Consider the following 26,292-nt stretch of genomic DNA (forward strand, 5'->3'; position numbering starts at 1 on the left):
AACCGGGTAGAGTCCGCTGCCCCTTAACAGAACGCCCATATCCGCATGCCAAGTGCCAAGCGCGTCCTTCTGGTCGACGACGATGCCATGCTGCGCAGTTCGCTCGCCGAGCAACTCGCCAGCGAGGGGCCCTATGCCATCGTGGAAGCCGCGAATTGCGCCGAGGGGCGGGCCCGCGCCCGCGAGGGCCTCTACGAATTCATGATCCTGGACGTCAGCCTGCCCGACGGCGATGGCCGCGCCCTGTGTAGGGAATTCCGCGACAGTGGCGTCACCGCCCCGATCATCCTCCTGACCGCCGCCGATTCCGATGCCGACACGATCGAGGGGCTGAATTCCGGGGCCAACGACTATATCGCCAAGCCGTTCCGCTTCGCCGTGCTGATGGCGCGGGTGCAGGCGCATCTGCGCAGCCACGGCCAGAGCGAGGAGGCGGTCTATCGCATCGGGCCTTACACCTTCCGGCCCAGCGCCAAGGTGCTGCTCGACGGGGCGGACCGCAAGATCCGGCTGACGGAGAAGGAAACCAATATCCTCAAATTCCTCTACCGCTCGGGCGAGACGGTGCCGCGCGAGATCCTGCTGCACGAGGTGTGGGGCTATAACCCGGCGGTGACCACGCACACGCTGGAAACCCATATTTACCGGCTGCGCCAGAAGATCGAGACCAATCCGGGGCAGGCCCGCATCCTGGTGACGGAAAGCGGCGGCTACCGCCTGATGCCGTGAGATCAACGGCTTAGGACTAGTTTGTTCCCCTTCCGTCCCTGCATTGCGGTCGCGCAAAATTAGCGTTCGTGTGCCACTAATGGGGACACCCTATGTGTCCCTCAAGACGAACGGCGCCCTCGGCGCGCAATCATACGGCAACCGGCCGCGACTTCGCCAGGTTGCGCTTACGGAGACAGACATGCGTAGCGGAAGACATTCCATGCTGATCGGGGCCGCCGTGGCGGCCCTGCTGGTGCTGCCGGCGGCGGGCGCGGATTCGGGCTGGGTGGTGTGGCCGACCAAGAGTTTCACCACCAACGCGCTGCGGGTCGACGACATCGTCGGCTCGGTCAAGGTGAACGTGCAGGACGGGCCGATGAAGGTCGACGTCTCCGGCTCGCGCGCGCTGGTCGCCGGGCTGACGGTGAAACAGGACGGCGGGCTCCTGTCGATCTCGGGCAACGAGATCGACAGCGTCAATGTCTGGGACTGGAAGAAGTGGTTCGACTTCTCCCACATCAACGACGAGCACAACGGCAAGCTGTTCATCAAGGTGACGGTGCCCAAGGGCACGGATGTCCGCGTCGACGACCTGGTCGGCGACGCCACGATCGGCGACACCTATGGCTCGCTGCGGCTGAGCACCAGCGCGGGCGATTCCACCGTCGGGCGCACCGCCAAGGCGCGCATCGCGATGGCGGGCTCCGGCAAGACCACGATCGGCGACGTCGCCGGCGAGCTGCGGATGGAGATCGCGGGCTCGGGCCGCATCCAGGCGCGCAATGCCGGCTCGGTGAAGGCCGATATCGCTGGCTCGGGCGACGCCTTCGTCGCGGCGGTGGCCAACGGCTTGAGCGTCGATATCGCGGGCTCGGGCGATTTCACCGCCCAGAAGGTCAACGGACCGGTCAAGGTCGGCATCGCCGGCTCGGGCAGCGTGAAGATCAATGACGGCTATGCCGATCCGCTGCATGTCGACATCATCGGCGCGGGCGACCTGTATTTCGGCGGCCTGGCGGTGAACCCGCACATCTCGGCGATGGGCTCGGGCGATGTCCGCATCAAGGCCTATAAGGGCAAGCTGTCGAATGACGGCATGGCCGATGTGCAGATCGGCGGGCAGAACTATCCCGGCTCGAACGCCATCCCGCCGATTCCTCCGATCCCGCCCATTCCGCCGATCCCCGGCAGCCACGCCGCGCCGCCGGCACCGCCCGCGCCACCGCATCATTCCGACGACGACGACAGCGATAATTGATATCGGTCGACCCTCCCCTTGAGGGAGGGTCGATTATTACTCGTGCCTCAGCGCCTCGATGGGATCGAGGCGGGCGGCTCTACGGGCGGGAAAATACCCGAAAGCGACGCCCACGGCCGCGGCGAACAACACCGCGATCACCACGATGCCGGGCTGGAAGATGAACGGCAGGTGCAGGACGCTCGCCAGCGCCGCCGAAGCCGCGAGACTCCACAGCACCCCGACGATGCCGCCGCTCGCCGACATCACCACCGCCTCGATCAGGAACTGCAGCAGCACGTCGCGCTCGCGCGCGCCTATTGCCAGACGAATTCCGATCTCGCGCGTCCGCTCGGTCACCGACACCAGCATGATGTTCATGATGCCGATGCCGCCGACCAGAAGGCTGATCGCGGCCACGGCGGAGAGGAAGGCGGTCAGGACGCCGGCGATGCCCTGCACCACCTGGGTGATCTCCTGCATGTCCTGCAGATCGAAATCCTCGACCTGGCCGGGCAGGATGTGGCGGCGCTCGCGCATCAGCTTTGTGATCGAATCCTTGGCATGACCCATCTCGCCGGCGCTGCCGACCGAGATGCGGATGACGTTGATCTGGGTCGAGCCGGCGAGGCGGCGCTGCACCGCCTTCAGCGGCATCAGCACCAGCTCGTCCATGTCCTGGCCGAAGGACGAGGTGCCCTTGGGCTCGAGCACCCCGATCACCTCGCAGGTCAGCTTGTTGATGCGCAGGCGCGAGCCGACGGGAATCTGGTCGCCGAAAAGGTCCTTGCGCACCGTCTCGCCCAGGATACAGACCGATTTGCCGCCCAGAATCTCGGCCGCGGAGAAATCGCGGCCGTAGATCACTTTCCAGTTGCGGCTCGCCAGATAGGCGTTGGTGGTGCCGTCGATCTGGGTGGAGTGGTTGTGGTTGCCGCTGACCGCGACGCCCTGGACGGCGAGCTCGGGCACGACTTCGGCGAGGCCCGGCACGTCGCGCTGGATCGCCTCGACCGTCGCCATGTCGAACGGCGTGGTCGCGGTCGGCGGGCCGTTGCGCTGGCCCGGGATCAGCACCAGGAGGTTGTTGCCCATGGTGGCGATGTCGCTCGTCACGCGAACGTTCGCGCCGGCGCCGAGCGTGACCATCAGGATCACCGCGCCGACGCCGATCACGATGCCGAGCGTCGTCAGCCCGGCGCGCAACAGGTTGTTGCGGATCTCGCGCAGCGCGAGCAGGAAGGCGTTCATGATCATGACGCGTGCTCTCCGGTGTCGGAGGCGATCAGCCCGTCATGGAAGCGGACCTGGCGGCCGGCATAGGAGGCGACGTCCTCTTCATGTGTAACCAGCACGATGGTGAGGCCGCGCTCGGCGTTCAGCGATTTCAGGAGGCGCATGATCTCGTGGCTCTTGGCGCTGTCGAGATTGCCGGTCGGCTCGTCGGCGAACACGACGGAGGGATCGGCGACCAAAGCGCGCGCGATCGCGACGCGCTGCTGCTGGCCGCCGGAAAGCTCGGCGGCGGTGTGATGCTCGCGGCCGGCGAGGCCGACCTGGGCCAGCACTTCCATGCCGGCGCGGTGGCGCTCGGCCCGCGCCACGCCGCGATAGATCAGCGGCAGCTCGACATTCTCGAGCGCGGTGGTGCGCTTCAGGAGATTGAAGCCCTGGAACACGAAGCCGAGATAATGCCGGCGCAGCAAAGCGCGCTGGTCGCGCGTCAGCGAACTGACATCGGTACCGCGGAACAGATAATGCCCGCCGGTCGGCGCATCGAGGCAGCCCAGGATATTCATGCTGGTCGATTTGCCCGAGCCCGAAGGCCCCATCACGGCGACGAATTCACCGTCCCGGATGATGAGGTCGATGCCGGCCAGCGCGGCGACCTGGGCCTCGCCGGTCCCGTAGATCTTGGTGACCTTGCGAAGCTCGATGAGCGGGGTGTCGGCCATGTCAGGGCTTCGCGACCGGCTTGGCGGCGGTGTCGGTGACGGCGAGGTCGCCTTCCTTCAGATCGCCCTGGAGCACCACGGTGAGCCGCCCGTCGCTGGCGCCGAGCTTGACGTCGTGCGGCTTGAGCACGCGGTCGTCCTGAACCCACACCCGGCCCCAATTGACGCCGTTCTGCGGTATGGGCTGCGGCGGCGCCTTGGCTTTCACGTCGTCGGGCGGCACGAAGCGCAGCGCCATGTTGGGCACCAGCAGCGCATGGCGGACATGATCGGCGTCGATCTGCGCCGTCGCCGTCATGCCGGGCTTCAGAAGGCCGTCCTTGTTGGTGACGAGCAGGACGCCGCGATAGGTGACGACGCCCTGCACCGTCTGCGGCGCGTTGTGGATCGAGATCAGCTTGGCGGGAAAGCGCCGCGCCGGATAGGCATCGACGGTGAAGCTCGCCTTGGCGCCGGTCTTCAGCAGGCCGACATCGGCCTCGTCGATGTCGACATCAAGCTCCATCTGCGACAGGTCGCTCGCCAGCGTGTACAGCACCGGGATCGTCATCGCCGCGACCACGGTCTGGCCGGCCGAGACCTTGCGGTCCAGCACCACGCCGTCGATCGGCGAATAGATCGTCGCCTTGGAAAGCGTCGTCTCGTTCGAGTTCACCTGGGCGCGGGCGAGCTTCACCCCGGCATCGGCGCGAGCGAGATCGGCGTTGGCGGTGTCGAATTCCTGGCGCGAGGCGGCGTTGCCCTTCATGAGCGCGGCGGTGCGGCGCTGGGTCTGGCCGGCCTGGATCAGCGTCGCCTCGGCCTGGGCAAGCTGGGCGCGGGACTGCGCCAGCGCCGCCTCGAAAGCCAGCGTGTCGATGCGGGCGAGCTTCTGGCCCTTTTTCACATGGTCGTTGAAATCGACATAGAGCGCGTCGATCTTGCCGGACACCTCGGCGCCGACATCGACCTCGTCGCGCGGGGCGAGCGTGCCGGTGGCACTGACGGTGATGGCGAGATCACCGCGGGTGACGGCCTGGCTCGTATAGGTCGGTGCCACGCCCCGGCCGAAAGCAAGCCAGAGGCCCACCAGGGCGGCAAGGATGCCGCCGGCGATCCACAGCCACTGCGTCCGGGTGAATCTCGGAACGGCCAACGCGCCCAGCCCGAGCTTGGCGGCGAGATCTTGGTCCTGCTTTGAGTCCGCCAAGGCCCATCAACCCCAAAATCCCGCCCACACCTAATGCCGACGGCGCCGGCCTTCAATGCGGAAAACGGCGAAAAGGCCAAGATCACGAAAAACTTCGGTCCACCGCCAGCTCAAGCAGAGGCCGAACGAAATTCGGCGGCAATGTGCCCGTAAGGTGCGGTCAGAGGAATTGGCGGCCGCGAAACACCGAGAGCAGGGTCACGCCATGCTGCGCCAGGAATTCCGATGCGCCTTCTTCGCGGTCGACCAGGACCAGCGCCGCGTCGACGACGGCGCCAGCGGTGCGTACGGCTTCGATGGCCTTCAGGATCGAGCCGCCCGTGGTGGCGACATCGTCCGCCACCAGGACGCGCTTGCCGGACAGCGTCTCGCCGGGCGCCAGGCCCTCGATCAGATCCATCGTGCCGTGCGACTTGGGCGCCTTGCGCACGAAGAACGTCCTGACGGGATGGCCTTCGATCTCGCTCACCGCGGCCAGGCTGGCGATGATGGGCACCGCCCCCATCTCCAGGCCGCCGACGAACTCCACATCGCGGCCTTCGAGCCGCGCCAGGAAGGCGCGCGCGGAAAGATAGGCGCCGCGCGGGTCCATCATCGTCGGCTTGAGATTGAAATAGAGCTCGCTCTCGAGGCCCGACGCCAAGCGGAAGTGCCCCCGGCGGGACGAGCGGAGACGGACGATCTCCAACAGCTCGGACTCGTCGCTGTCGGTCGTACGCTGAAGCTTGGCGACGGTACCCATGGCGTCCTCGTGAGCAGGCGGCGCGCCGCATGGCGTGGACCGCAATTCGGTGTTGTGAGAATGAAACCCGTCGAGTCAAGGGTCAAGTCCGGGACACTACATCAGGTAGAGACCGCCGATTCCATCCCCACATCTTTGCGCCGGCGTGCCATGCCGAAGTCCGAGGCGGCGCCGGCCGACATTTCTCTAGGGGTTGGTCCGAATGGTTCCGCCCGCCCGGATCGATATGTTTAAGACCCGTTAACCCTTGGCTCCTAGAAGCGGTCATCGAAGGACTCGACCGATGCCACGCAGGGCACAATCCGAACCGAGCTTCCGCGAAGGCCCGCCCCGGCCCGCGCCGCCGCCTCCGCCGCCGCAAAAGCCGCGCCGCCGCCGGGCGTGGCCCTATGCCGTGATGCTGCTGATCGCCTGGGGCGGGATTTTCGGGGCGGTGTTCTGGTCGCATTTCCTCTCCGACCTGCCGGACACCACCAAGCTGATGGTCGCCGGCTCGTCGCATGACGTGACCGTGCTTGATGTGCAGGGGCGGCTGATCGCGCGGCGCGGCCTGACCCAGGGCGATAGGATCGACGTCTCGCTCCTGCCGTCCTACGTCCCCAACGCCTTCATCGCGATCGAGGACCGCCGCTTCCGTTCGCATCTCGGCATCGATCCGATCGGGCTGGCGCGCGCCGCCTTCGAGAACATGAACGCCGGCCATGTCCGCCAGGGCGGCTCGACGCTGACCCAGCAGCTCGCCAAGAACCTGTTCCTCAGTCCCAGTCGCACCTTCGAGCGCAAGCTGCAGGAGGCGATGCTCGCCCTCTATCTGGAGTCGCGCTATTCCAAGGACCAGATCCTCACGCTCTATCTCAACCGCGTCTATTTCGGCGCCGGCGTCTACGGCATCGAGGCGGCGGCGCAGCGCTTCTTCGGCAAGCATGCGCAGCAGCTCACTTTGCCGGAAGCCGCGATGCTGGCGGGCAGCGTGAAGGCGCCGGCCAGGTTCAACCCGCTGGCCGACACCGACGCCTCGATGCAGCGCGCCACCGTCGTGCTGCAGGCGATGGTCGAATCCGGCTTCATCGACGCCAAGACGCGCGCCGACGCCGAGGCGACGCGGCCGCGCATCGTGCGCGGCTCGGGCACGCCGGGCTCGGGCTATTTCGCCGACTGGGTGCTGAGCCGGCTGTCGGGTTATATCGGCGACAACGATGATTCCCTCATCGTCGAAACGACCTTCGATCTCGACGCGCAGGCGCTGGCCGAGCGGGCGGTGGCGCAGGGTCTCGCGGCGGACGGCGACAAGCTGCATGCCAGCCAGGGCGTGCTGGTGGCGATGACGCCGGATGGCGCGATCCGCGCCATGGTCGGCGGACGCTCTTACGAAGCAAGCTCGTTCAACCGCGCCACCGATGCGCTGCGCCAGCCGGGTTCGGCCTTCAAGCCTTTCGTCTACCTCACCGCCTTCGAGCACGGGCGCACGCCGGACGATGTGATGAATGACGGGCCCGTCGACATCCATGGCTGGAAGCCGCAGGACTATGAAGGCCATTTCGAAGGCCCGATGAGCCTGGAGCACGCCTTCGCGAAATCCTCCAATTCGGTGGCGGCGCAATTGGCGCAGGAAGTGGGTCCGGCGACCGTGGTGCGCACGGCGCGGCGGCTCGGCATCTCCTCGCCGCTGGAGGCGGTGGCTTCGCTGGCGCTCGGCACCTCGGGCGTCTCGCCGCTGGAACTGACCGGCGCCTATGTGCCGTTCGCCAATGGCGGACACGGCGTCAACGCCTTCGCCATCGCCCGCATCAAGACGCGCAGCGGCACGGTGCTTTACGAGCGCAAGGGCTCGGGCCTCGGCGAGGTGATGTCGCCGCTCAGCAACCAGCAGATGACGCGGCTGATGGTGGAGACCGTCACCACCGGCACCGGCAAGGCGGCGCGACTCGACGGCCGGCCGACGGCGGGCAAGACCGGCACGACGCAGGATTTCCACGACGCCTGGTTCGTCGGCTTCACCGCCGATCTGGTCTGCGGCGTGTGGATCGGCAATGACGACAACGCCCCGATGGAGAAGGCGACCGGCGGCACGCTGCCGGCGAAGATTTTTCACAATTTCATGGAAGCGGCCGAGGCCGGGCTGCCGGTGAAGCCGCTGCCCGGCGCCCTGGGCGCCGTGGCGGCGACCGATATGCCGGCCGTGCCGCCCGACGCAACCACGGCGCCGGCGCCCGATGCGCCGGACGCCGACAAGAAGCCCGGAACAATCGAGGATCTGATCAACAATATCTTCGGCAAGAACGGGACGTAGGAGATTCCCAATTACCTCTCCACAAGGGGGCTTTGCACAAATAACGCCTGCTTTTCGCTGTTTGCACAAAAACTCCGATCTCTGCACAAAAATTGAGAATATCCCGATTCTTGGGGGCCGGCCCGGCATAGGTGCCGGCCGTTTAAGTGCCAATTTGTAAGGAATGTTGGACGAACGGAGAAACCAGAAATCCTAGCCGGCATTCCCACCAGACTCCTCGGCCTTACCTTCAACCTCCTTGGCAGATTCATTCGCCTCAGCCGTTGCAGTGAAAAGATCAGCGAGATACTTGTGATACGTCGTCTTGAGGTGAGCGAGAGAGGAATCTCGATCCGGAGTATAGTTCAATTTCTCGGCGAAGAATCGAAGCCGTGACCGACAGTCATTGATAATCTGGCTCCAAGTTCTTACCCAAATCGTGACGCTTGGATCGTCACTCTGATACAGCATCCCACGGGGTCGATCTCTTTGGGTAACCTCCTGACGCGCGAACGCGTCAAGATCACTCGACACAGCCCAAAACACCCATTTTGTGGTAACGTCCCGAAACCGCTCGTCGCCAATGACTGAGAACGCATAGCTCTTGATCTGCGTAATCGCGTCCGAGTTTATGTTCACGTCCGGCCGCTTGAGTTCGACGACAAGGTGCTCTCGTTCTTCCGAGCCAGCGAGTTGGATGTTACGCGAGAACATTAAATCGACAATGCCGCGCGTACCATCAGGGCGTCTCACTGGGTCGTCGATTTCAATTTCACGACCCTGCGACTGGATATGCTTCTTCAAGACCTCTGTAAGCGACTGATCGTCTACTGATAGGTGATACTGCTCGCCGAACATCCATGCGTTCTCTGCGACGACGCGATGAAGTTGCGTGCGTTCGCGCACGGCGTGTTTGAACTCACCATCGAAAACCAGCGTTTCCAACCCTTGCAAGAATTCGAGCCGGTCGGCGATGATTTTCGATGCATTGATAATGTGCGCAAGAGTCGTGCGGTCGAGAAGCTCGGCAAGTTCTTGTCGTTTCTCGACCGGAAGGTCGAGCACTTCGATCAGGATGCGCGACAAATCCGCGGGAGCGCGCTCGACCGCGTGACGCAACAGACGCAGTTGTAATCGTTTGGTGGTTTCATCGGACCCTTGGAACGCCGGCAGATAATGGTTGACGTTGAGCGCCACGACATCGAACACCTGACGTTCCGCTTCTTCAATCTGGTTCGCCGGTTGCCCCTGATAGGGATAGACCTTGTCACGCTTCCACTCATCAACGAGGCCCGCCGCTCTTTCCGATGCGCGGCGACGAAAATGATCGCGCATCAGGCCCTTGGCGCCGTCCAACGCCTTACTCGTTGGCGAATCGAGATTGGCGATTTCCAGCCGATTCTCGGCGAGCAATTTCGCAAAGTAGTCCGACTTCAAGTAGGCAGTGAAGTAGAAGCCCGGCGCATGAATACCGGGCGGCGAGTCGTCGAGAGGGAAGCCGCTCCCGTCGCAGAAATACATTCTACGCTCCGTCAGCATCTTCCATTCGACGATTTCGAGGGAGGTGTTGAACGACTCGCCGTCCCCTGTAGTGATCGGAGGCATCGAGTATGCCTCGGCGTGATCTTCGACGGCGCGCGGATCGATCAGTGTTCCTGCATAGTAGATGTGCACGTTCGGATATTGGCGGAGGTAGAGCGCAAATATTTGCGCAAGTTCGTCAGTGACTGCTGGATCGCGCAATGACCGGAATTCCCGGTCAAGTTCGCTGACCACTACAGTGACGCCGCGATGCTGGCCTACTACCGCAGCATGCTCATCGTCCACCTGAACTCGCTTCAGGTGGTCTTTCATCATCGTGATACGGTATTCGCGCAATTCGTCGTTCGCGACATAACGCACGCGCCAATCGACTACACGGCCGAGCGCAAACGCGCGAAAGCGTCCGCGCCCCTCCTTGCCGTGAAGGATTCGATGCTTTTCGTGAGAACGATGTCCGCCCTGCTTCCAAGAACCGCCTAAGCGAGAGAACAGGTTTTCCGCCTCCGAATATGGGATACCATGCCCATTGTCGGATACCTCGATGGCTTTCAGGCCGCCGAGTTCGTCGTCTTGGAGAGTAACGTCAATCCGGTCAGCGTCGGCGTCAACTGCATTCCAGATTAACTCAGCAATGGCATGCACCGGCTTGCGGACCTGCGCAATCCGTTGAAGGTGGTCATCCTGGACCTGAATTTCGAAGGTCTTTGCCGTCATCGCGGTCGAGCCAGATTCAAACCATCACAGTACAGCTTCGCCCTCAGATTGAAACGGTTGATTCGGCGTCGCCAGCCTCCAAGGCATTCATGTACGCAAGGATCAGATCTCGCGTCCGATAGCGGGCGAACTTCTTTACATCATCCTCCTGCACACCGTGAAACGTGCTGAGAATGTACGACACGTCGTCGCGATCCACGACGCCGTAGAGAAGAAAGAACAGCGCATCCAGCCGTGCGCGAAGATGGGCTCTCTCCTCTTCGTCCCAGCTAAACGGCGCTCGCACCTCGCCAGTCTTGGGGTCGATATGCCCCATATCACGTGCAAATGGCGCGAGGTCATGTGCGGTATAGCTCAGACGAAGAACATGACTGCGGACAACGTCGGCCGCCTTTCTCTTTCCGAGCTTCCGAGCGTAGGCGGCTTCGGGCAAAGTCGGCAGTTGCTCGACGATGTACCAATTCAGATGTTGGCCCTGGACTTTTTGGCGAGCGATGAAATCGAACACGAAGGAGTTAAAATTTGCGGCCAATAGGGCGATCTTGCTCGCGTAACTGCCTTGATCTCCGTCGCTCGCCGGTAGCAGGACAGGAAGAGTGTTTCCAAGAGCGGTTGCCGGAATAATCGCGGCAATCATTGTGCGTTCGTTCGTCGGCGCCGTTACGTCCTTGAAGCCGAGGACACCCCCAATTCCGCTTGGTATCGAGTCACTTTTGCGGTCAACCCAGAACTGCGGCGTGGGTGTCCATTCGGGCTTCATATGCTCGGCGAGCGTCGCGGGTAGAGGTTGAGCAGGCCGGTGGATATTGGCTGGATTAATGACAATGCTCGCCGCGCGATGATCGAAGGCCTGGACCATTTTGCCTTCGTATAGCGGAACGAACTCCTGCTTGCCCTTCCGCCAGAGGCCTCCTGAAACAGGATAAGCGCCGTGGGCCAAAAGTCGTTCGCGCGACCAGAACAACGCCGAGTCATTCGTCATGTGAAGCATCGTCGAATAACGCACCGGCCAGTCGCTCGTGACTACGTCGCCATCCGCATCCCGACGAACCAGAATGGGGACGCGCTTGTAAATATCCGTCGTAGTCTCTGCGTCTCGCCGCGTTCTAAAGATCGGCGCTGTGCCCGTATTCGGGTTGACAAGGGCAAAATCGGCAGGCGTGAGCGGGAAGCAGCGCTCTGGATCGGTCAGTTCTTCTTCTCCCGTGAGAAAGAAGCCGCATTGCGCAGCCGATGCTGCACGTTTCGGTCCAGTTGCAATAAACGCGCAAAATTTGAAGCTGTTATGCACATCCGGAAAGAAAATGCCCCGATTTTCAAAATCGAGTAGCGCCACAAGGCGTCCAGAAGTGGCGATTGACCGAAAGAATTCAGATGCCCCCTTATCCGATGCGATTCCAGATGGGACCAGCAGGCCCGCGATACCATCGGATTTGAGCAACCTCTGCGCGCGCTCCACAAAAAGAGAATAGATGTTCAGATCGCCACCCCCTAAGAGCGGGTACTCACCGCCATTGCGCGCCAGTTCAAGGGCAGCGTCGGCCCGAGCAGTTGCTACCTGATAGTCGGCGTATAGAGGATCGTGCTTTTTCTTGAGGTCCTCGATCATCTGCTTGCGGTCTGCCGCACGTTGCGCAAGGGCGATCTGCGGACGACGAGCCGCGAACCACTCGACCTCCTGCATCTTCATTCGGTCCCACGGTGGATTGCCGATTACCGCATCGAACCCGCCTTTCGGCTCCGCACTCTCCCAATCGGCCCACACACCGGGAAACGCCACTTCCCAATGAAGGAACCGCTCTTGATTGGAAATCTTGCGGGCCGCATCAAATAGGGCTGGCAATTGCTTCGCCGCAGCCTGTTTGGCCTTCCGTTCGGCTTTTTCACGCTTGCTAAGCTTGCTTTCTTCGATGTCGGCATTGCTCACGGCCTTTATGTTGAGCGGTACCGACCCAGAAACCACGCTTACTGGGTCGCCGTACGTGCCACGCAAAAGCCCGTCCAGCGCAATGCGCTGCTCGGCAGTTCGATCACCAACCCACTTCAATGCGTGCCAGAAGCTGAGAAACAAACTGAGAGGGTCGGTCGCCTCGCGGACGCCTCCAAACGCTTCTGCCGAATGGCGCGCTTCCGCCAAGTCGGCATCCGCCGCACTTTCAATATCCAGCATGAGCTTGGATGCTTGGCGTGCGTGCACCACCGAATTGTTGATGAACAATCCCGCTGATTCCGAAAGCTCCCGTTCCGTCTTGCCAACCCACTCACCGAACAAACTGTCGCCGCAGCGCAGGTGATGGTCGAGAAACGACAGAGGCGCGCCCACGGTAAACGTATGTAGCCAAAGAGAGACCTTCGCCAGTTCAACCGCCATTGGATTTTTATCGACGCCGTAAACTGCGCGCTTCAAGACCATGCGCCTGACGATCATGCGATCTTCAAGCTGATCAGCGCGTACGTTCCAATTGTTTGCCTCTGCTTCCTTCAAAATTCTTGTGCGAATGACATCTATGCGGTCCGCCACAGAGGACGCATACTCGCCCCAGCTAACAAACTTGGGCGCGTCCGCTAACGCCTCTATCGCTTTGTCGGCCAGATAATCGACAAGATGAACGAGAAAATGGCCGCTGCCCATCGCCGGATCACATACCTTTAGTTCGAGCAACGTGGTCGCGATATCGGCCTTTTGTAGTTCGGCAAGGCGCTCTGCGACGGGTCGTTTGCCCGCCTTCAAGGCGTCGGCCTTGGCTCGGAAGGCGTTACGGTGTTCGCTCACCAGCGGGCCGACTGTTTGGTCGATAATTAGCGCGACCAGTTCGTCGGGGGTGTAGTAGCTCCCGGAGCCTTTTCGAGCGAACGGATTGAGTCGAACTTCAATGCCACCGCCCTCGGCGTGAACCGGTTCGTATTCGAGCAGCCGTTCGTAGATGGAGCCAAGCTGCTGGACCGAGAGGTCGCGATAGTTGATAAGCTTTTTCTCGGCCTCGTGTGTGCGCGAAAGCATGTCCGCGAGCGGAGCGAATATCGCATCGGGTATCTCGATACTATCGAGAAGAACATGATCAGTCCGGTCGAATAACCCTCCATTGTAAGGAGGAAGACCAATTGCTGCGTCGCCCTCGTCGATGATGTGGAAGAGCGTGCGAGCATGGCTCCAATAATGCGCAGCCTTGGTACTAAAGGTATCGCTGTCATCGATACGTTGCGCCACTTCCAGCCTGACGCGTTTGAACAGGCCGTATTCGGCATACCGCTTGTCGCGCTTAGGCAGCAGATCGCGATCTTCGGCATATAAGATAAATAGCAACCGGTAGAGAAGTGTGAGTGCGGCCTGTCGTACGTCCGTCAACGCCGATGTCGGAGAAGCCGCAGCAATAGCCTTGATGAACCCCGGATATACGTCTTGAAAGACAAGATCACTAAGACTCTTTGCTACCCGGGCTTCCCACAGCCGCCCCTCTTCCAACGCAACATCGTGAAACGTTCGGCCTTTATCGCGCGTGGGAAGAAACGCATCGCGGCGGAACATGACAATGAACGCCGAAAGGAGATGGTCCGCCTCTGTCGCACTCGGTGCAAACAGATCGGGGTCATGCCCCACAATTCCGAGAAGCATCCCCAAATCGAACTCAACGAATTGTTCGGATCGAGATTTCGCCCGCTGCCAGTAGAGCCGCCAAACGCGCCCGTTGGTGAGGACGCCCCAAAGAATCCGACCCTCCGACATGACATCGGCACGGGTAAGATAGCGAAGCATCTGAGTGGACGGGACAATGTCGCCCTTGCCCTGATCGAGGGGCATTTCCCACTTCTTTGCCTCGCAAACCACAACGCCATGACGGAATTTTTCCGCCGCCTGCTTAGCCTTGTCTGCGAGCGTGAGCGCATCTCCGTTGGGAAGGAGAAGCGCGTCGGGAATATCGTCATGACCCTTCTTCGCCATTGTATTTTTGCGAAGAATGAGTCCTTGCCAGCCCAAAGCACTCAGGACTGGATAGATTATCCGCTCTTCGGTATCTGCCTCGTTGTGCGTCGCTCCAGAATGGAAGGGGAGAACGATTTTCTTTAGCTCGGCTTTGATCGTATCAAATTCCGACTTTGAAAATTGCTGCCAATCCGGCGTTTGCAGAATACCTTCCCGTAGGAAGTCATCCGTAAATAGTGTTCCGTTTTGCATATGCGAAGATTTGCCGGGTTAGATTCGCTGAACGCACGGTAACAGAAGGATTCGGGCTAGCGGCGATATCCGGGGCCTACCGGACGATTCCACGATTTAAGGCGTTGTCAAGAATTGCGTCGCGCGAGCCGTTGTACGGAATTCTTGACGACGCGATTTTGCTGCATATTGTGCCTGTTGCCTCGACTGTTCTCGTCGAGGCACGAAAGTATGGACGCCGGTACGCAGGGTCTATCCCACGCCCGCGCCTTCCAAATTTCGGACAATTTAGGAATGGCTCTTCTTCGCGTGCTCTTTGCGCGGGGGACGAATCTGTCTGGGTTTATCCCAGTAAGGACTTTTGCAATGCGGACATACCTTTGGCTCTTGGTCTTTTTCGCGCGGGACCCACTCGTGCCCGCAGCGCTCGCACCGATAACCCCAAATCTGGACTTTAGGCATGTCGACCGATCAGCAGCAGGAAGCCCCCTACTAATAATATACCCTAAGGTATTGACTCAACTATACCTATTAGGTATATACCTATAAGGTAATGTTGGGCAGTCACTTTCATGGATTTTCGGAAGGAAAAGGGCCGGGAAATCGCACTCTTGGGGCGCATCTCCAAGAAGGGCAATGTTTGGCTTGTTCCTTCGCAAACTCGGCCCGGCGTGAAATACAAAGTGACTATCGACTACGAAAAACCGACCTGCGAGTGCGCAGACTTCGCGACGAACAGCGGAAAGTGCAAACACATTCACGCGGCTATCCACCGGAGCGAATACCCGCAAACAATTCTGATCGATCCGCCGACTGCGCCTATCGAGAAAAAGAGAAAGACTTATCCGCAGGACTGGCCGAACTACAATCGCGGGCAGACGCAAGAAAAGGACTTGCTCATGCGCCTGCTCGGCCGGCTCTGTCAGACAATCACTGCCGAGGAGCCTAAACGGCCCGGACGGCCTCGCATCCCTCTTGCCGATGCTGCTTTCTTGGCATGCTACAAGGTGTACGAGCGTTCTTCCGCTCGGCGCTTCATGTCCGATGTCGGCATCGCGCGCCGCTCAGGGCTGATCACCTGTGAGCCGCATTTCAATTCCGTCCTCAATGCGATGAACGACTCGCGGATGACGCAGGTTTTGTTGGATTTTATCGAAATCACCAGTTCTCCACTTCGCGGGTTCGAGCAAACCTTTGCTGCGGACTCGTCGGGCTTCACGAGCTCCAAGTATGATCGCTGGATTGACATCAAAAGTCCGGCGCTCCGCGAGGAACATACGTGGACTAAGGTTCATGTAATGTGCGGCACCTATACACACGTCGTCACGGCCGTTGTGATCAAGGACAAGCACGCGAGTGATCCTAAGCAATTTCCCGCGCTGTTGAAAACGACCGCCGCGAACTTCGATATGCGCGAGGTTTATGCCGACAAGGCATACGCGTCGATTGATAATTACCAGATGTGCGCCGATCACGATGTCGCGCCATATATCGCATTCAAGTCAAATCACTCTGGCTCCGGTAAGGGTCGGTCGGGGAAGAGGCAAGCGAGCGAAGGCGGCAAACTGTGGGCGAAAATGTTTCACGCATTTCAATTCCACCGGGAAGAATTTCTGGCTCACTATCACCAGCGCAGCAATGTCGAAACGGTCTTTTCGATGATCAAGGCAAAGTTCGGTGGCGAAGTCCGCAGCCGAACTGAGATCGCTGCGCTTAATGAGGTTTTGTGCAAGATCGTCTGTCACAACATCTGCTGTCTCATTTCAGCAATGTTCGAACTTGGCCTCGATCTGGACGACCTCATTGCGCCAAAGGCGCGCAGGCCGAGCTTGCAGGTGATCCAAGGAGGCATTCAATGAAGTATCGCGCAGGACATATCGCGACGAATTTGTCTAACGTCGGAGGTTGCGCCCCTTCAAACACAAGCGGTCGGCATCACCTGAGAAGTCCGCTTGGCTTCGAAGAGACCGAAATTCTTCATTTTATGCGCGGCGCCCACCGATTTGAGATTCACAGGTGGGAGACAGAGAGCGGCGTCGGTTATGTTGGCTTTTATGATGGTAAGCCATCGGTGGCTGCGCGTGAACGCCACGTCGTTGCAAAGCTATTGTTGTCGAGACATTCGCGTTAGCGTTGTAGAGATCGACTGTTTCACTTCGTAACCAGCTTCAGATTGGAGCCACTATCGAAGCTCGCGAGCGTGACGGACTGCGAATTCGCCAAACCAAAGAGTAGGTTCTCAATTTCATGAACTGGCATATGGAGGTCGTCCGCTATATGAGACTTGGTCTTTCTTTCCGCCCATAGCGTCGTCAAGACTTTCTGCCATATGGCGGACTGCTCGCGCATCATTCCATTCGGTTCCTTATCACGGCCTAGTTCAGATAGTCGGATGCAGAACGTTCGATACTGCCAATCCGTGATCGACCCGAGTTTGTGCAAGCGATAAGTCATCGCTAGAGCGGAAACGCCCCATCGTGTCTTTAATTGGATGACTTGATTTATGGTGTGAACGCGGGGCGCTACCGCCTTAACGTCGGCAGACGGCATAAGAAACGATGATGCGAACCGGTCAGCTTGTTCCTCAGCGAGGCGTCCTTGCGGGCCTCCATGGTGATGCAACACAAGGTGTGCGAGTTCGTGCGCTGCGTCGAACCTACTGCGCTCGGCACTCTTGAGGGTGTTAAGAAAGACAAACGGTTGCTCGCCACGCCAAAGTGAAAATGCATCGACTGTTCGCGTGTTTTCTGTCAACGCGAACACGCGGACGCCCTTTGCTTCCAGTAGATGAACCATATTCTTAATCGGCCGCTCGCCAAGCCCCCAGAACTGACGAAGCGAGCGAGCGGCGATTTCGGGTTGTTCTTCCGGAAACAATTCCAATTGAGGCGCAGGTAGATCAAATTCGCGCTCAATCCAATCGCTGAAGATGAACGCCAGTGAGCCCGCCGCAAGGGCGGCATCTCGCTGACGAGCGGTCATCGCAGCCATGCTGCGAAAACTGGCGGCTTCTTCGTGGATTTCGTCCACGTCGTCGCCAGAGAAAAACTCCACATCAAAATCTAATGCGCAGGCAATTTTCTGAAGCACGTCACCTGACGGCTCCATCTCTCCGCTTTCATATCGAAGAACTGTATGGGGCGTCACGCCGATTGCCTCGGCGAGTCCCTTTTTTGTTAGTCCCCGCCGTTTTCTAGCGAGGCTAAGCCGCGAAGCCGTGAACATGACAGTTACTTGCGACGGACAGTGGGCTCGAACGCCTCGCCTTCGTCGGGGCGTGTAATGCCGATTTTCTTCCACTCACCCGGATCAATCAAAAATATGCGCTCGGAGAATTTGAGAAAATGGCCGCTAGCGAACAACACTGGGCAGGACAACTCGGCGAGAACATCGTCGCCGTTGTCGTAGGTGCAAAGTTCCCACGTTTGATAATCATCTTTGGACGCGGCCGGCGGCGGCGGAAAGAAACCGTATTGGGCATTGAGGTCGATCACCTTCTCCGTCGCAGGTCCCTTCGGCGTCCGATTGCGCGGTGAAATCGCGGGATCGCAGGTGCCCTCATCGGTGCTAGCCGCCAACACCTTGAGTTTGAGTTTCGGGTTGATGACGCCTTCAACTCCGTTCTCCTCGAATTTTTCCCATCCGTTGTGCCCGCGATATATCTCGCGCAGCCGGCGCGTTGGGTAGTTCCAGGCATTGATGCCGCCAATGAAGCGCGCGTCATTATCGGTGGCATCAGCTCTACCGGCGACGGCGGCGCTGACCGCCTCGATCAACCCCCACCGGGGCTCAGGGAAGGTCGGAAGCACAAGGCCAAGCTCGCGCAAGCGCTTATTGCGATCCCATTCCTCCGAACGAATGACTGTTGGGGTCATGGGGTGCCTCGTAACTTTTTGCAGCCTCATTTGTGAGCCCAAAAAGTTACGAGGTCAAGCGGTGATTTTGCGGGAATAGCCGGTGCAAACTTCGCCCGTTTGTGCACCGTGGGCAAACGCGTCGGTCGCAAATCTTCTGCACAAATATTCAAGTGGCTGCACAAAAACTTCCGCCAATTTCGGAATACTGTGCAAAGCCCCACAAGGGGGAGGTGATTTCTCACTTTACCCCGTATCGGTGCAGCCCCGCGCCGTTCTTGCGCAGCCAGGCTTGCGGGGTTTCGATGTCGGGGACGAGGCCCTTCACCACGCGCCAGAAGCGCGGGCTGTGGTTCATCTCGCGCAAGTGTCCCACCTCGTGCGCCACCACATAATCGAGCACGAATTCGGGCGCCAGGATCAGGCGCCAGGAATAGGAGATGCACCGGCTGGTCGAGCAGGAGCCCCAGCGGCTGGAGGTGTCGCGCACCGTCACGCGCCGCACGCGGGCATCGATCCTTGCGGCGTATTCGCGGGTGCGCGCTTCGAGCACCCGGCGCGCCTCGCGCTTGAGGAAATCGGCGAGGCGGCGCGGCGCGTAGACATCCTGGCCGCCGACGCGGATGGCGGCGCGGTCCGGATCGAGCACCGCGGGACCGTTCCGGTCGCACTTCACGATCTCGTGCTCGCGGCCGCGAAAGGGGATGCGCGCGCCGGGGACGAGCGCGATCGGCTTGGGCACGCGGGCAAGCTGGCGCGCGATCCAGGGCGTTTCGCCGCGCGCGAAATCGAGAGCGCGGTCCAGCGCGCGCTGCGACGGCGCCACCACGGTGACCTCGCCGGTCGAGGGATTGACCTTGACGATCAGCTTTCGCGCGCGCGGATTGAGGCGCATCGTCACCTCCACCGCCCGTCCGTCGATCTTCAGCAATTCCCGCCGGTGACCGCGGGTTGCCAGAGGCTTACGCATACGCTTCCCTGTGTTCTGCAATTTCGTCCTGTCCGCTCAACGAGATCTGACCATGAACTCTCGCCCGCGCTTCCATCTGGCATTTCCCGTTCGCTCGCTTGGCGAGGCGCGTGCCTTCTATGGAAGCCTGCTCGGTTGTCCCGAAGGACGCTCGAGCGACGATTGGGTGGACTTCGATTTCTTCGGCCACCAAATCGTCGCGCATTTAAGCGCGGATGAGGGCGGCGCGAAAGCGCATAATGAGGTTGACGGCGAGCAAGTGCCGGTGCGGCATTTCGGCGTGATCCTGACGATGGCGCAGTGGCGCGCGCTTTCGGATAAACTGTCACGCGAAAAAGTTCCCTTCGTCATCGCGCCCGACATAAGATTCGAAGGCCAGCCCGGCGAGCAGGCGACGTTCTTCATCCGCGACCCGAGCGGCAATGCGCTGGAGTTCAAGGCGTTCGACGACGAGAGCCGTATATTCGCGCGTTAGTTGGAGCATGCATGCGCATGACGAAAGCGACACAAATCGCATGGTTCGAAGGCGCCGTCGGATTGGCGATGATCCTGGGCGCGCTCGGCTTTCAGTACATCGGCCATTATCCGCCGTGCGAGATGTGCCATTGGCAGCGCTGGCCGCATATCGCCGCGGCGGTGATCGGATTGGGCGGCATGATCCTGGTCCGCGCCGGCGTGCTGCCGGCGCGCGCGGCGTTCGTCCTTGCCGCGCTGGCGACGCTGTGCATCGCGATCACCGGCGGGCTCGGCGTCTTCCATGCCGGCGTCGAATGGCATTTGTGGCAGGGCCCGACGGCGTGCACCACGGGCTTCCGGTTCACCGGCGGGCCGCTCGACCTGAACGCGCCGGTGCCGCAATGCGACCACGCGGCGTGGCGGATGTTCGGGATTTCGATGGCGGGTTACAACGCCGTCATCTCGCTGGGCGCCGCGGCGATCGGCGCGTTCTTCCTGGCGCGCAAGCCATGAGCCGCAAGGCGCGGCCGGCCTCGCCCGGCACCAGGACCAGCGACGAGATCGCGGCGATGATCCGCGTCGACCATGCCGGCGAATACGGCGCGGTGCGCATCTATGAAGGCCAGCTCGCGGTGCTGGGCGGGCGCGGCTCCAAGACGGCGGACGCGATTCGCCACATGGCGGAGCAGGAACAGGTGCATCTGAAGACGTTCGACGCGCTGATCAACGAGCGCCGCGTGCGGCCGACGGCGCTGGAGCCGGTGTGGCGCGTCGCGGGCTTCGCGCTCGGCGCCGCGACCGCGCTGATGGGCGAGAAGGCGGCGATGGCCTGCACCGCGGCGGTGGAAGAGGTGATCGACCATCACTATGCCGCGCAGGTGACCAAGCTGGGCGATGCCGATCCCAAGCTGAAGAAAACGGTCGAGGATTTCCGCGCCGAGGAGATCGCGCATCGCGACCTCGCCCTGGAGCATGGCGCGGAACAGGCGCCGGGCTATCGGCTGCTGAGCGCGGCGATCAAGGCGGGCTGCCGGATCGCGATCCGGCTGTCCGAGAAGATATGAGCGAGGATCGTCACGCGCTTCTGGCGGCGGCGGCCAAGCCGCGCCGCGCCACGATCGACGACGCGGGCACGCTGTCGCGGCTGTTCGCCGCCGCCTTCACCCATGATCCGGTGATGGACTGGATCGCGCGGCCGGCGCCGATGCGGGCCCGGGCGCTGGAACAGTTCTTCTTCTGGCTGCTGCGGGTGCGCGCGATTCCGTATGGCGAGGTGTGGATGAGCGCGGAGGCGAGCGTCTGCGCCGCCTGGCTGCCGCCCGGCGCCGATGCCAGCCCCGGCGGCTTGTTCGAGCAGATGAAGCTGATGCCGTTGTTCGTGCGGCTGTGCGGCTTTCCGCGCCTGTTGCGCGGCTCGGCGATGGCGGAGGCGATGGAGAAGAACCATCCGGCGGAAAAGCATTTCTATCTCGCCTTCATCGCGGTGGCGCCGCGGCTGCAGGGGCTGGGGCTGGGCGGCGCGATGCTGGAGGCGACGGTGAAGCGCGCCGACGAGACCGGCGTGCCGGCCTATCTGGAGAACTCCAATCCGAAGAACACGCGGCTGTACGAGCGCGCGGGGTTCGTGGCGGGCAGGAACATCGCGCCGAAGAACGCGCCGCCGCTGCTCGGGATGTGGCGGGAGAGACGGTGACTACCTCTCCCGCGAAGCGGGAGAGGTCAAAATTTGCGGAGCAAATTTTGGGTGAGGGCCTGCGCGAAGCGGCGGTCCCCCTCACCAGCAAAAGCTAAGCACTTAGCTCCGCAAGTGCTCCGCTAAGTGCAAGCTTTTGCGTCCTCTCCCGCACGCGGGAGAGGAATCATGGCTCCAACTCGGAATCCCAGTACAGATAATCCGCCCAGCTATCGTGCAGATAGTTCGGCGGGAATTTGCGGCCGTTGGCGCGAAGCTCGTTGATCGTCGGACGGTGCGGGCGGTGCTTGGGATGCATGCCGATGTGCTGCGGCAGCCGGCCACCCTTCAGCAGATTGCACGGCGCGCAGGCCGTCACCACGTTCTCCCAGGTCGTGCGGCCGCCCCGGGAGCGCGGGATGACGTGATCGAAGGTCAGATCCTCGGTGTCGCCGCAATACTGGCACTCGAAGCGGTCGCGCAGGAACAGGTTGAACCGCGTGAAGGCGGGATTGCGCGCCGGCCGAATGTAAGTCTTCAGCGAAACGACCGAGGGGAGCTTCATCTCGAAGGAGGGCGAGCGCACGACGCGGTCGTATTCCTCGAGGATGTTCACGCGCTCAAGGAAGACCGCCTTGATGGCGTCCTGCCAGGACCACAGAGACAGCGGGAAATAGCTGAGCGGCCGGTAGTCTGCATTCAGCACCAGCGCCGGGCAGTTATCGGGAACGCGCGCGGCTAACACGGAAAGGTCCCTTTGGCGAATACTCCTCGTTGCGCAGGCTGAACCATAAGGGCAAGCGCGTGCCCTGCCAAGTTCGCCGAAATACTACGCGATTCGGCGTGACAGAAAGGTAACGGTCAGGGCACGGATCGAAGATGGGCGGCGGCGAGTTCGGCCGCCGCCGCATCGTATTCCTTGCGGAAATCGGGGTTCTGCAAGAGATCGAGCGCGATCGCGGTGCCAAGCGCCTCGCCGGCCACGATGTCGCTGCGGAAATGCATGCCGCAGACCAGCCGCCGTTCGGCATAAAGCTCGGCGCGGGCCAGGATCGCCTGGGCCTTGTCGGGCACGAGCCGCGCCAAGGTCACGCCCATGGCGAAGGCGATGGTGGAATGGCCGCTGGGATAGGAGGTGGGCGCCGGGCCGGGCTTGACCGGCGTGCAGGTCTGAAGGTTGGGGATCACGATCCAGGGCCGGTCGCGGTGGAAATATTTCTTGGCACCCTCGGCGACGACGCCCTCCGTATCGCCGATATCGGCGAGCAAATGCCGCGTCGCCGGCAGCTTGGCGAGATCGAAGCCGGGGCCGATGGCGGAGGCGAACCAGTCGCCCGTCGAGTCCTTGGCGTCGGCCGTCGCGGCATCCCATTCGGCGGGCGTACGATGGGCGGCGATCGCCTTCAGCTCGGCGATCTCGGCGGCTTCGCGCGGCGAATCATTGGCCGGCGGCGGCGGCAGGAGCAGGCTGGCATCGACCTGCTCCACCGTCAGCAAGGCGGTCGCGGCGGCGGGCGCGGCGAGGCCAGAGGCCAGCGCGGCGACAAGCAGGAGACGGGACACGATCTTCATGGCGACCTCACATGCGGACTTGATAGACGGGTTCTGTTTCAGGACTGCGAAGGCCTGTCACAGAAGGCAGCTTATCTCCGCCTCGCGGCGGCGCAGCAGGCCGCGAAACGCGGCGGAGAGAAACGCGCCGCCCATGTCCAGGCCCACCGGATCGATGCCGTGGCCGACACCCGGCGCGATGTGCCATTGCACGCAGGCGCCGGCCGCGCCCAGCATCATCGCGGAGGCGAGCATCGCCTCGGCCGGGATCATCTGGTCGGCGTCGCCATGGATCATGAGGATCGGCGGCGTGTCGGACGGCAGCGGCTCCAACTCCGCGCTCCGCGCCAGGAGGCCGGAGAAGCCGATAATGGCGGCGGGCTTCACCGCGCGGCGCAGGCCGACCTGCAGCGCCATCATCGTGCCCTGGCTGAAGCCGACCAGCGCGAGGCGATCGCCCGGCAGGTCGAGGCGCGCCAGCTCCGCATCGAGGAAAGCATTGAGCGTGCCCGCGGCGGATTCGACGCCGCGCTGCATCTCGTCCGGATCGAGCCTGGTGATGGGAAACCACTGATAGCCCGTCGGCGCGCCGGCGCAGCGCTCGGGCCCGTTGGGTGCGGCGAAAGCGACGGTCGGCAGCAGCTTTTGCCAATGCGGCGCCAGGCCGATCAGGTCCTTGCCGTCGGCGCCATAGCCGTGACAGAGCACGACCAGATGGGTGGCGGCGCCGCGCGCGGGCGGCAGACGCGGACCGGAGAGGGAACCGAGAGCCATCGCCTATCTAAACCGCGCCTGCCGCCGGAAAGCCATAGGCGATCTCAGGCAAACGCGCGCCGGGAATGATCGCGGCGACGGGCTCGTATAGGCTCCGGCGCATGATCGTCACGCGTTTCGCGCCGAGTCCAACGGGGCTGCTGCATCTCGGCCACGCTTTCGCCGCGCTGACGGCGGCGCGGGCGGGAGAACGGTTTCTATTACGCATCGAAGATATCGACGCGTCGCGCTGCCGCGCGGAGTTCGTGGACGCGATCTTCGCGGATTTGCATTGGCTGGGGCTTGCCTGGGAAGAACCGGTGTTGCGCCAGTCGGCGCGGGGCGCGGCCTATCGCGCGGCGCTGGATGTGCTGGAGCGGCGGGGCCTGCTCTATCCCTGTTTCTGCACCCGCAGGGAGATCGCCGAGGAGATCGCGCATGCCGCGGAAGCGCCGCATGGGCCCGATGGGCCGATCTATCCGGGGACTTGCCGGCTTTTGTCCGAGCAGGAACGCGCGGCGCGGATCGCGACCGGCGTGCCCTATGCGTTGCGGCTTGATGCGGCGAAGGCGGCGGCGCTGGCGGGGGCGTTGACCTTCGAAGAACGCGGTGCCGGACCGAAGGGCGAGCTTGGCGTCATTGCCGTGGCGCCGGGGCTGTTCGGCGATGTGGTGCTGGCGCGCAAGGACATGCCGGCGGCGTATCATCTGGCGGTGGTGGTGGACGATGCGTATCAGGGCGTGACGCTGGTGACGCGCGGCAACGACCTGTTCGCGGCGACGCATGTGCAGCGGTTGCTGCAGGCGCTGCTCGGATTGCCGGCGCCGGCTTACGCGCATCACCGGCTGATCCTGGACGCGAACGGCAGGAAATTCTCCAAGCGCGACCGCGCGGTGACGCTGAAGAGTTTGCGGGAGGATGGCGTGACGGCGGAAGAGGTCGTGCAGCGGATTGGGTTGGCATAACAGTTGTCATCCCGGGCGAGCGCAGCGAGACCCGGGATCCATCAAGCAAGCCGGGTCCCCGCTCTGCGCGCTGCTGACGCAGCGCTTGGCCGGGATGACAATCGTGTTTTTACATCGCCGCGAACAATGTTTCGGCTTCTTTCCAATTGGCCAGGACGCGTTCGGCGCCGGCTTCGGTGAGGCGGGCGCTCAGCCGATCCGTCATGTGGCCGCCGCCGGCGAAGCCCCAGACGCGCATGCCGGCCGCGATGCCGGCGGTCACGCCGTTCACGCTGTCCTCGATCACCAGGCACTCCGCCGGTGCAACATCCAGCGCCTTCGCCGCCAGGAGGAACAAATCGGGCGCCGGCTTGGAATGGGTCACGTGCTCGGCCGAATAGATGTGGGGCGCGAAATGCTCCCAATGGCCGACCCTCTTGAGCTTGAGATCGAGGCCGCGCACCGAGCTGGAACTGGCAACCGCCTTGGGCAGGCGGCAGGCCCCGATCGCGGCCAGAGCGCCCTCGACCTCGGTCAGCCGCGATGCGATCTCCTTGGCGTAGCGTTCCCTGATCGGGCCGCGGATCTCGTCCGCGATGGGGCGGCCAAGGCGGGCGCGGCCGTCTTCGTCGAGCATCTCGTAGAAGGTCTTGCTGCTGCGGCCCATGAAGCGGGCGATGAAATCGTGGCTGTCGTAAGTGAGGCCGATCTCGGCGAGGACGGCGATCTCCACCGCGTGGGCGATGACCTCGCTGTCGACCAGGACGCCGTCGCAATCGAAGATCACCGCCGAGATCATGGGCGTGGGCGTAGGCGATCGCCGGCCGCTTCGCCACACACGAAAGGTTTCCGAATCTAACGCGTGAATTCCATCGCCACGGCGGCGAAATGCATCGTGGCGGCGACCAGCACGAAAGCGTGCCAGATCGCCTTGTGATAGGGAATGCGCTCGATCACATAGAAGGCGACGCCGACCGAATAGACGATGCCGCCCGCCATCAGCAGCCAGAAGTCGGTCGCCGACATCGCGGCATGCAGCGGCTGGATCACGAAGACGATCAGCCAGCCCATGGCGAGATAGAGCCCCAGGCTCAGCCATTCGTAGCGGCGCGGGAACAGGACCTTCATCGTCACGCCGAAGCTGGCGCTGAGCCAGATCGCGGCCAGGATGATGGTGCCGTAGGGCGCGGCGAGCCGGTTGGCGGCGAAGGGCGTGTAGGTCGCGGCGATCATGATGAAGATCGCGGCATGGTCGAGCCGGCGCAGGAACTGCCTGGAAGGGCCGTATGGCGCCAGATTGTAGGCGGCGGAGAACGAGATCATCGCCAAAAGGCCGGCGCAGTAGACCAGCACGCTGATGGCCACCGACATGCCGGTGACGTGCCACAACAGCCACAGGCTGGCGTTGATCGCGAACAGGATGCCGAGCACATGGATCACCGCGTCGGCGCGGTGCTCGAATTCCGAATAAATCCGCTCGGCTTTCCCGATAATGGTCATGTTCAGTTCCAACGCGTGGCCCTAGGATGATGTTCCCGGGCGTTTTGTCCATTCGAAAAATGTTCGCAGGGTTAAATGCC

General features: G+C 62.1%; 23 protein-coding genes. 9 read left to right on the top strand and 14 right to left on the bottom strand.

Annotated elements, in window-relative coordinates; all coding sequences use genetic code 11:
- Positions 1-45 precede the first annotated feature (45 nt).
- Both WDM86_09615 and WDM86_09620 read left to right on the top strand, forming a co-directional pair.
- Positions 46-729, top strand: coding sequence for a response regulator transcription factor (locus WDM86_09615; GenBank protein ID MEI9990284.1), 684 nt, complete (start codon positions 46-48; stop codon positions 727-729).
- Between the two features lie 181 nt (positions 730-910).
- Positions 911-1,969, top strand: a complete 1,059-nt coding sequence (locus WDM86_09620) for a DUF2807 domain-containing protein (GenBank protein ID MEI9990285.1) — start codon at positions 911-913, stop codon at positions 1,967-1,969.
- A gap of 36 nt (positions 1,970-2,005) precedes the next feature.
- On the opposite strand, the gene WDM86_09625 is transcribed toward WDM86_09620, so the two are convergent.
- The 4 genes from WDM86_09625 to pyrE form a co-directional block, all read right to left on the bottom strand.
- Positions 2,006-3,205: an ABC transporter permease gene (locus WDM86_09625; protein ID MEI9990286.1), complete on the bottom strand. Its 1,200-nt coding sequence runs from the start codon at positions 3,203-3,205 to the stop codon at positions 2,006-2,008.
- On the bottom strand, positions 3,202-3,903 hold the full coding sequence (locus WDM86_09630) for an ABC transporter ATP-binding protein (protein MEI9990287.1): 702 nt from the start codon (positions 3,901-3,903) through the stop codon (positions 3,202-3,204). Before WDM86_09630 ends, WDM86_09625 begins: the two co-directional genes overlap by 4 nt.
- Before the next feature lies 1 nt (position 3,904).
- Positions 3,905-5,092, bottom strand: a complete 1,188-nt coding sequence (locus tag WDM86_09635) for an efflux RND transporter periplasmic adaptor subunit (protein MEI9990288.1) — start codon at positions 5,090-5,092, stop codon at positions 3,905-3,907.
- Positions 5,093-5,252: 160 nt separating this feature from the next.
- Positions 5,253-5,834 (bottom strand): orotate phosphoribosyltransferase, encoded by a 582-nt coding sequence (gene pyrE / locus WDM86_09640; GenBank protein MEI9990289.1) that lies wholly within the window; start codon positions 5,832-5,834, stop codon positions 5,253-5,255.
- Positions 5,835-6,117: 283 nt separating this feature from the next.
- Here pyrE and WDM86_09645 point away from each other — a divergent pair, with 283 nt between their 5' ends.
- Positions 6,118-8,124, top strand: a complete 2,007-nt coding sequence (locus WDM86_09645; GenBank protein ID MEI9990290.1) for a PBP1A family penicillin-binding protein — start codon at positions 6,118-6,120, stop codon at positions 8,122-8,124.
- 192 nt (positions 8,125-8,316) lie between these two features.
- On the opposite strand, the gene WDM86_09650 is transcribed toward WDM86_09645, so the two are convergent.
- The gene (locus tag WDM86_09650; protein MEI9990291.1) at positions 8,317-10,359 is read right to left on the bottom strand and encodes an ATP-binding protein; all 2,043 of its coding nucleotides are present in this window, start codon (positions 10,357-10,359) and stop codon (positions 8,317-8,319) included.
- 43 nt (positions 10,360-10,402) lie between these two features.
- Positions 10,403-14,533 (bottom strand): hypothetical protein, encoded by a 4,131-nt coding sequence (locus WDM86_09655; GenBank protein MEI9990292.1) that lies wholly within the window; start codon positions 14,531-14,533, stop codon positions 10,403-10,405.
- A gap of 551 nt (positions 14,534-15,084) precedes the next feature.
- On the opposite strand from WDM86_09655, the gene WDM86_09660 reads away from it, so the two are divergent.
- Positions 15,085-16,371, top strand: coding sequence for a transposase (locus WDM86_09660; GenBank protein ID MEI9990293.1), 1,287 nt, complete (start codon positions 15,085-15,087; stop codon positions 16,369-16,371).
- Between the two features lie 292 nt (positions 16,372-16,663).
- Here WDM86_09660 and WDM86_09665 read toward each other — a convergent pair whose 3' ends face one another.
- The 3 genes from WDM86_09665 to WDM86_09675 form a co-directional block, all read right to left on the bottom strand.
- Positions 16,664-17,737 carry an XRE family transcriptional regulator gene (locus WDM86_09665; protein MEI9990294.1) on the bottom strand — a complete coding sequence of 358 codons (1,074 nt, stop codon included), beginning with the start codon at positions 17,735-17,737 and terminating at the stop codon, positions 16,664-16,666.
- A 5-nt stretch (positions 17,738-17,742) separates the two neighbouring features.
- Positions 17,743-18,387, bottom strand: a complete 645-nt coding sequence (locus tag WDM86_09670) for a hypothetical protein (GenBank protein ID MEI9990295.1) — start codon at positions 18,385-18,387, stop codon at positions 17,743-17,745.
- Positions 18,388-18,607: 220 nt separating this feature from the next.
- On the bottom strand, positions 18,608-19,336 hold the full coding sequence (locus tag WDM86_09675; GenBank protein MEI9990296.1) for a SprT family zinc-dependent metalloprotease: 729 nt from the start codon (positions 19,334-19,336) through the stop codon (positions 18,608-18,610).
- Between the two features lie 52 nt (positions 19,337-19,388).
- Here WDM86_09675 and WDM86_09680 point away from each other — a divergent pair, with 52 nt between their 5' ends.
- The 4 genes from WDM86_09680 to WDM86_09695 are packed head-to-tail and all read left to right on the top strand — an operon-like array spanning position 19,389 to position 21,485.
- Positions 19,389-19,811, top strand: a complete 423-nt coding sequence (locus WDM86_09680; GenBank protein MEI9990297.1) for a VOC family protein — start codon at positions 19,389-19,391, stop codon at positions 19,809-19,811.
- An 11-nt stretch (positions 19,812-19,822) separates the two neighbouring features.
- Positions 19,823-20,305 (top strand): disulfide bond formation protein B, encoded by a 483-nt coding sequence (locus tag WDM86_09685; protein ID MEI9990298.1) that lies wholly within the window; start codon positions 19,823-19,825, stop codon positions 20,303-20,305.
- Complete coding sequence (locus WDM86_09690) at positions 20,302-20,856, top strand: demethoxyubiquinone hydroxylase family protein (protein ID MEI9990299.1); 555 nt, start codon at positions 20,302-20,304, stop codon at positions 20,854-20,856. The genes WDM86_09685 and WDM86_09690 overlap by 4 nt, the downstream gene beginning before the upstream one ends.
- Positions 20,853-21,485 (top strand): GNAT family N-acetyltransferase, encoded by a 633-nt coding sequence (locus tag WDM86_09695; GenBank protein MEI9990300.1) that lies wholly within the window; start codon positions 20,853-20,855, stop codon positions 21,483-21,485. Before WDM86_09690 ends, WDM86_09695 begins: the two co-directional genes overlap by 4 nt.
- A 166-nt stretch (positions 21,486-21,651) precedes the next feature.
- Here the strand turns inward: WDM86_09695 and WDM86_09700 are convergent, their stop codons facing one another.
- From WDM86_09700 to WDM86_09710, 3 genes are all read right to left on the bottom strand, one after another.
- Positions 21,652-22,209 carry an HNH endonuclease gene (locus tag WDM86_09700; protein ID MEI9990301.1) on the bottom strand — a complete coding sequence of 186 codons (558 nt, stop codon included), beginning with the start codon at positions 22,207-22,209 and terminating at the stop codon, positions 21,652-21,654.
- A gap of 116 nt (positions 22,210-22,325) precedes the next feature.
- Positions 22,326-23,036 (bottom strand): phosphatase PAP2 family protein, encoded by a 711-nt coding sequence (locus tag WDM86_09705; GenBank protein MEI9990302.1) that lies wholly within the window; start codon positions 23,034-23,036, stop codon positions 22,326-22,328.
- Between the two features lie 57 nt (positions 23,037-23,093).
- Positions 23,094-23,789: a dienelactone hydrolase family protein gene (locus WDM86_09710; GenBank protein ID MEI9990303.1), complete on the bottom strand. Its 696-nt coding sequence runs from the start codon at positions 23,787-23,789 to the stop codon at positions 23,094-23,096.
- Positions 23,790-23,890: 101 nt separating this feature from the next.
- Between WDM86_09710 and gluQRS the strand changes: the two genes are divergently transcribed.
- Complete coding sequence (gene gluQRS, locus WDM86_09715) at positions 23,891-24,733, top strand: tRNA glutamyl-Q(34) synthetase GluQRS (GenBank protein MEI9990304.1); 843 nt, start codon at positions 23,891-23,893, stop codon at positions 24,731-24,733.
- A gap of 109 nt (positions 24,734-24,842) precedes the next feature.
- On the opposite strand, the gene WDM86_09720 is transcribed toward gluQRS, so the two are convergent.
- Both WDM86_09720 and WDM86_09725 read right to left on the bottom strand, forming a co-directional pair.
- A complete protein-coding gene (locus WDM86_09720) occupies positions 24,843-25,511 on the bottom strand; it encodes an HAD-IA family hydrolase (protein ID MEI9990305.1) in 669 nt (222 codons plus the stop codon).
- Between the two features lie 56 nt (positions 25,512-25,567).
- Positions 25,568-26,212 carry a hemolysin III family protein gene (locus WDM86_09725; protein ID MEI9990306.1) on the bottom strand — a complete coding sequence of 215 codons (645 nt, stop codon included), beginning with the start codon at positions 26,210-26,212 and terminating at the stop codon, positions 25,568-25,570.
- Positions 26,213-26,292: the final 80 nt, after the last annotated feature.

The organism is Rhizomicrobium sp. (assembly GCA_037200045.1).
In the GTDB taxonomy this organism is placed as follows: Bacteria; Pseudomonadota; Alphaproteobacteria; order Micropepsales; family Micropepsaceae; genus Rhizomicrobium.

Excerpts from the sequence above, each read along its gene's own strand:
- WDM86_09615 (MEI9990284.1), top strand. The coding sequence starts at position 46 with ATGCCAAGTGCCAAGCGCGTCCTTCTGGTCGACGACGATGCCATGCTG.
- WDM86_09620 (MEI9990285.1), top strand. The coding sequence starts at position 911 with ATGCGTAGCGGAAGACATTCCATGCTGATCGGGGCCGCCGTGGCGGCC.
- WDM86_09625 (MEI9990286.1), bottom strand. The coding sequence starts at position 3,205 with ATGATCATGAACGCCTTCCTGCTCGCGCTGCGCGAGATCCGCAACAAC.
- WDM86_09630 (MEI9990287.1), bottom strand. The coding sequence starts at position 3,903 with ATGGCCGACACCCCGCTCATCGAGCTTCGCAAGGTCACCAAGATCTAC.
- pyrE (MEI9990289.1), bottom strand. The coding sequence starts at position 5,834 with ATGGGTACCGTCGCCAAGCTTCAGCGTACGACCGACAGCGACGAGTCC.
- WDM86_09645 (MEI9990290.1), top strand. The coding sequence starts at position 6,118 with ATGCCACGCAGGGCACAATCCGAACCGAGCTTCCGCGAAGGCCCGCCC.
- WDM86_09650 (MEI9990291.1), bottom strand. The coding sequence starts at position 10,359 with ATGACGGCAAAGACCTTCGAAATTCAGGTCCAGGATGACCACCTTCAA.
- WDM86_09655 (MEI9990292.1), bottom strand. The coding sequence starts at position 14,533 with ATGCAAAACGGAACACTATTTACGGATGACTTCCTACGGGAAGGTATT.
- WDM86_09660 (MEI9990293.1), top strand. The coding sequence starts at position 15,085 with ATGGATTTTCGGAAGGAAAAGGGCCGGGAAATCGCACTCTTGGGGCGC.
- WDM86_09665 (MEI9990294.1), bottom strand. The coding sequence starts at position 17,737 with ATGTTCACGGCTTCGCGGCTTAGCCTCGCTAGAAAACGGCGGGGACTA.
- WDM86_09670 (MEI9990295.1), bottom strand. The coding sequence starts at position 18,387 with ATGACCCCAACAGTCATTCGTTCGGAGGAATGGGATCGCAATAAGCGC.
- WDM86_09675 (MEI9990296.1), bottom strand. The coding sequence starts at position 19,336 with ATGCGTAAGCCTCTGGCAACCCGCGGTCACCGGCGGGAATTGCTGAAG.
- WDM86_09680 (MEI9990297.1), top strand. The coding sequence starts at position 19,389 with ATGAACTCTCGCCCGCGCTTCCATCTGGCATTTCCCGTTCGCTCGCTT.
- WDM86_09685 (MEI9990298.1), top strand. The coding sequence starts at position 19,823 with ATGCGCATGACGAAAGCGACACAAATCGCATGGTTCGAAGGCGCCGTC.
- WDM86_09690 (MEI9990299.1), top strand. The coding sequence starts at position 20,302 with ATGAGCCGCAAGGCGCGGCCGGCCTCGCCCGGCACCAGGACCAGCGAC.
- WDM86_09695 (MEI9990300.1), top strand. The coding sequence starts at position 20,853 with ATGAGCGAGGATCGTCACGCGCTTCTGGCGGCGGCGGCCAAGCCGCGC.
- WDM86_09705 (MEI9990302.1), bottom strand. The coding sequence starts at position 23,036 with ATGAAGATCGTGTCCCGTCTCCTGCTTGTCGCCGCGCTGGCCTCTGGC.
- WDM86_09710 (MEI9990303.1), bottom strand. The coding sequence starts at position 23,789 with ATGGCTCTCGGTTCCCTCTCCGGTCCGCGTCTGCCGCCCGCGCGCGGC.
- gluQRS (MEI9990304.1), top strand. The coding sequence starts at position 23,891 with ATGATCGTCACGCGTTTCGCGCCGAGTCCAACGGGGCTGCTGCATCTC.
- WDM86_09720 (MEI9990305.1), bottom strand. The coding sequence starts at position 25,511 with ATGATCTCGGCGGTGATCTTCGATTGCGACGGCGTCCTGGTCGACAGC.
- WDM86_09725 (MEI9990306.1), bottom strand. The coding sequence starts at position 26,212 with ATGACCATTATCGGGAAAGCCGAGCGGATTTATTCGGAATTCGAGCAC.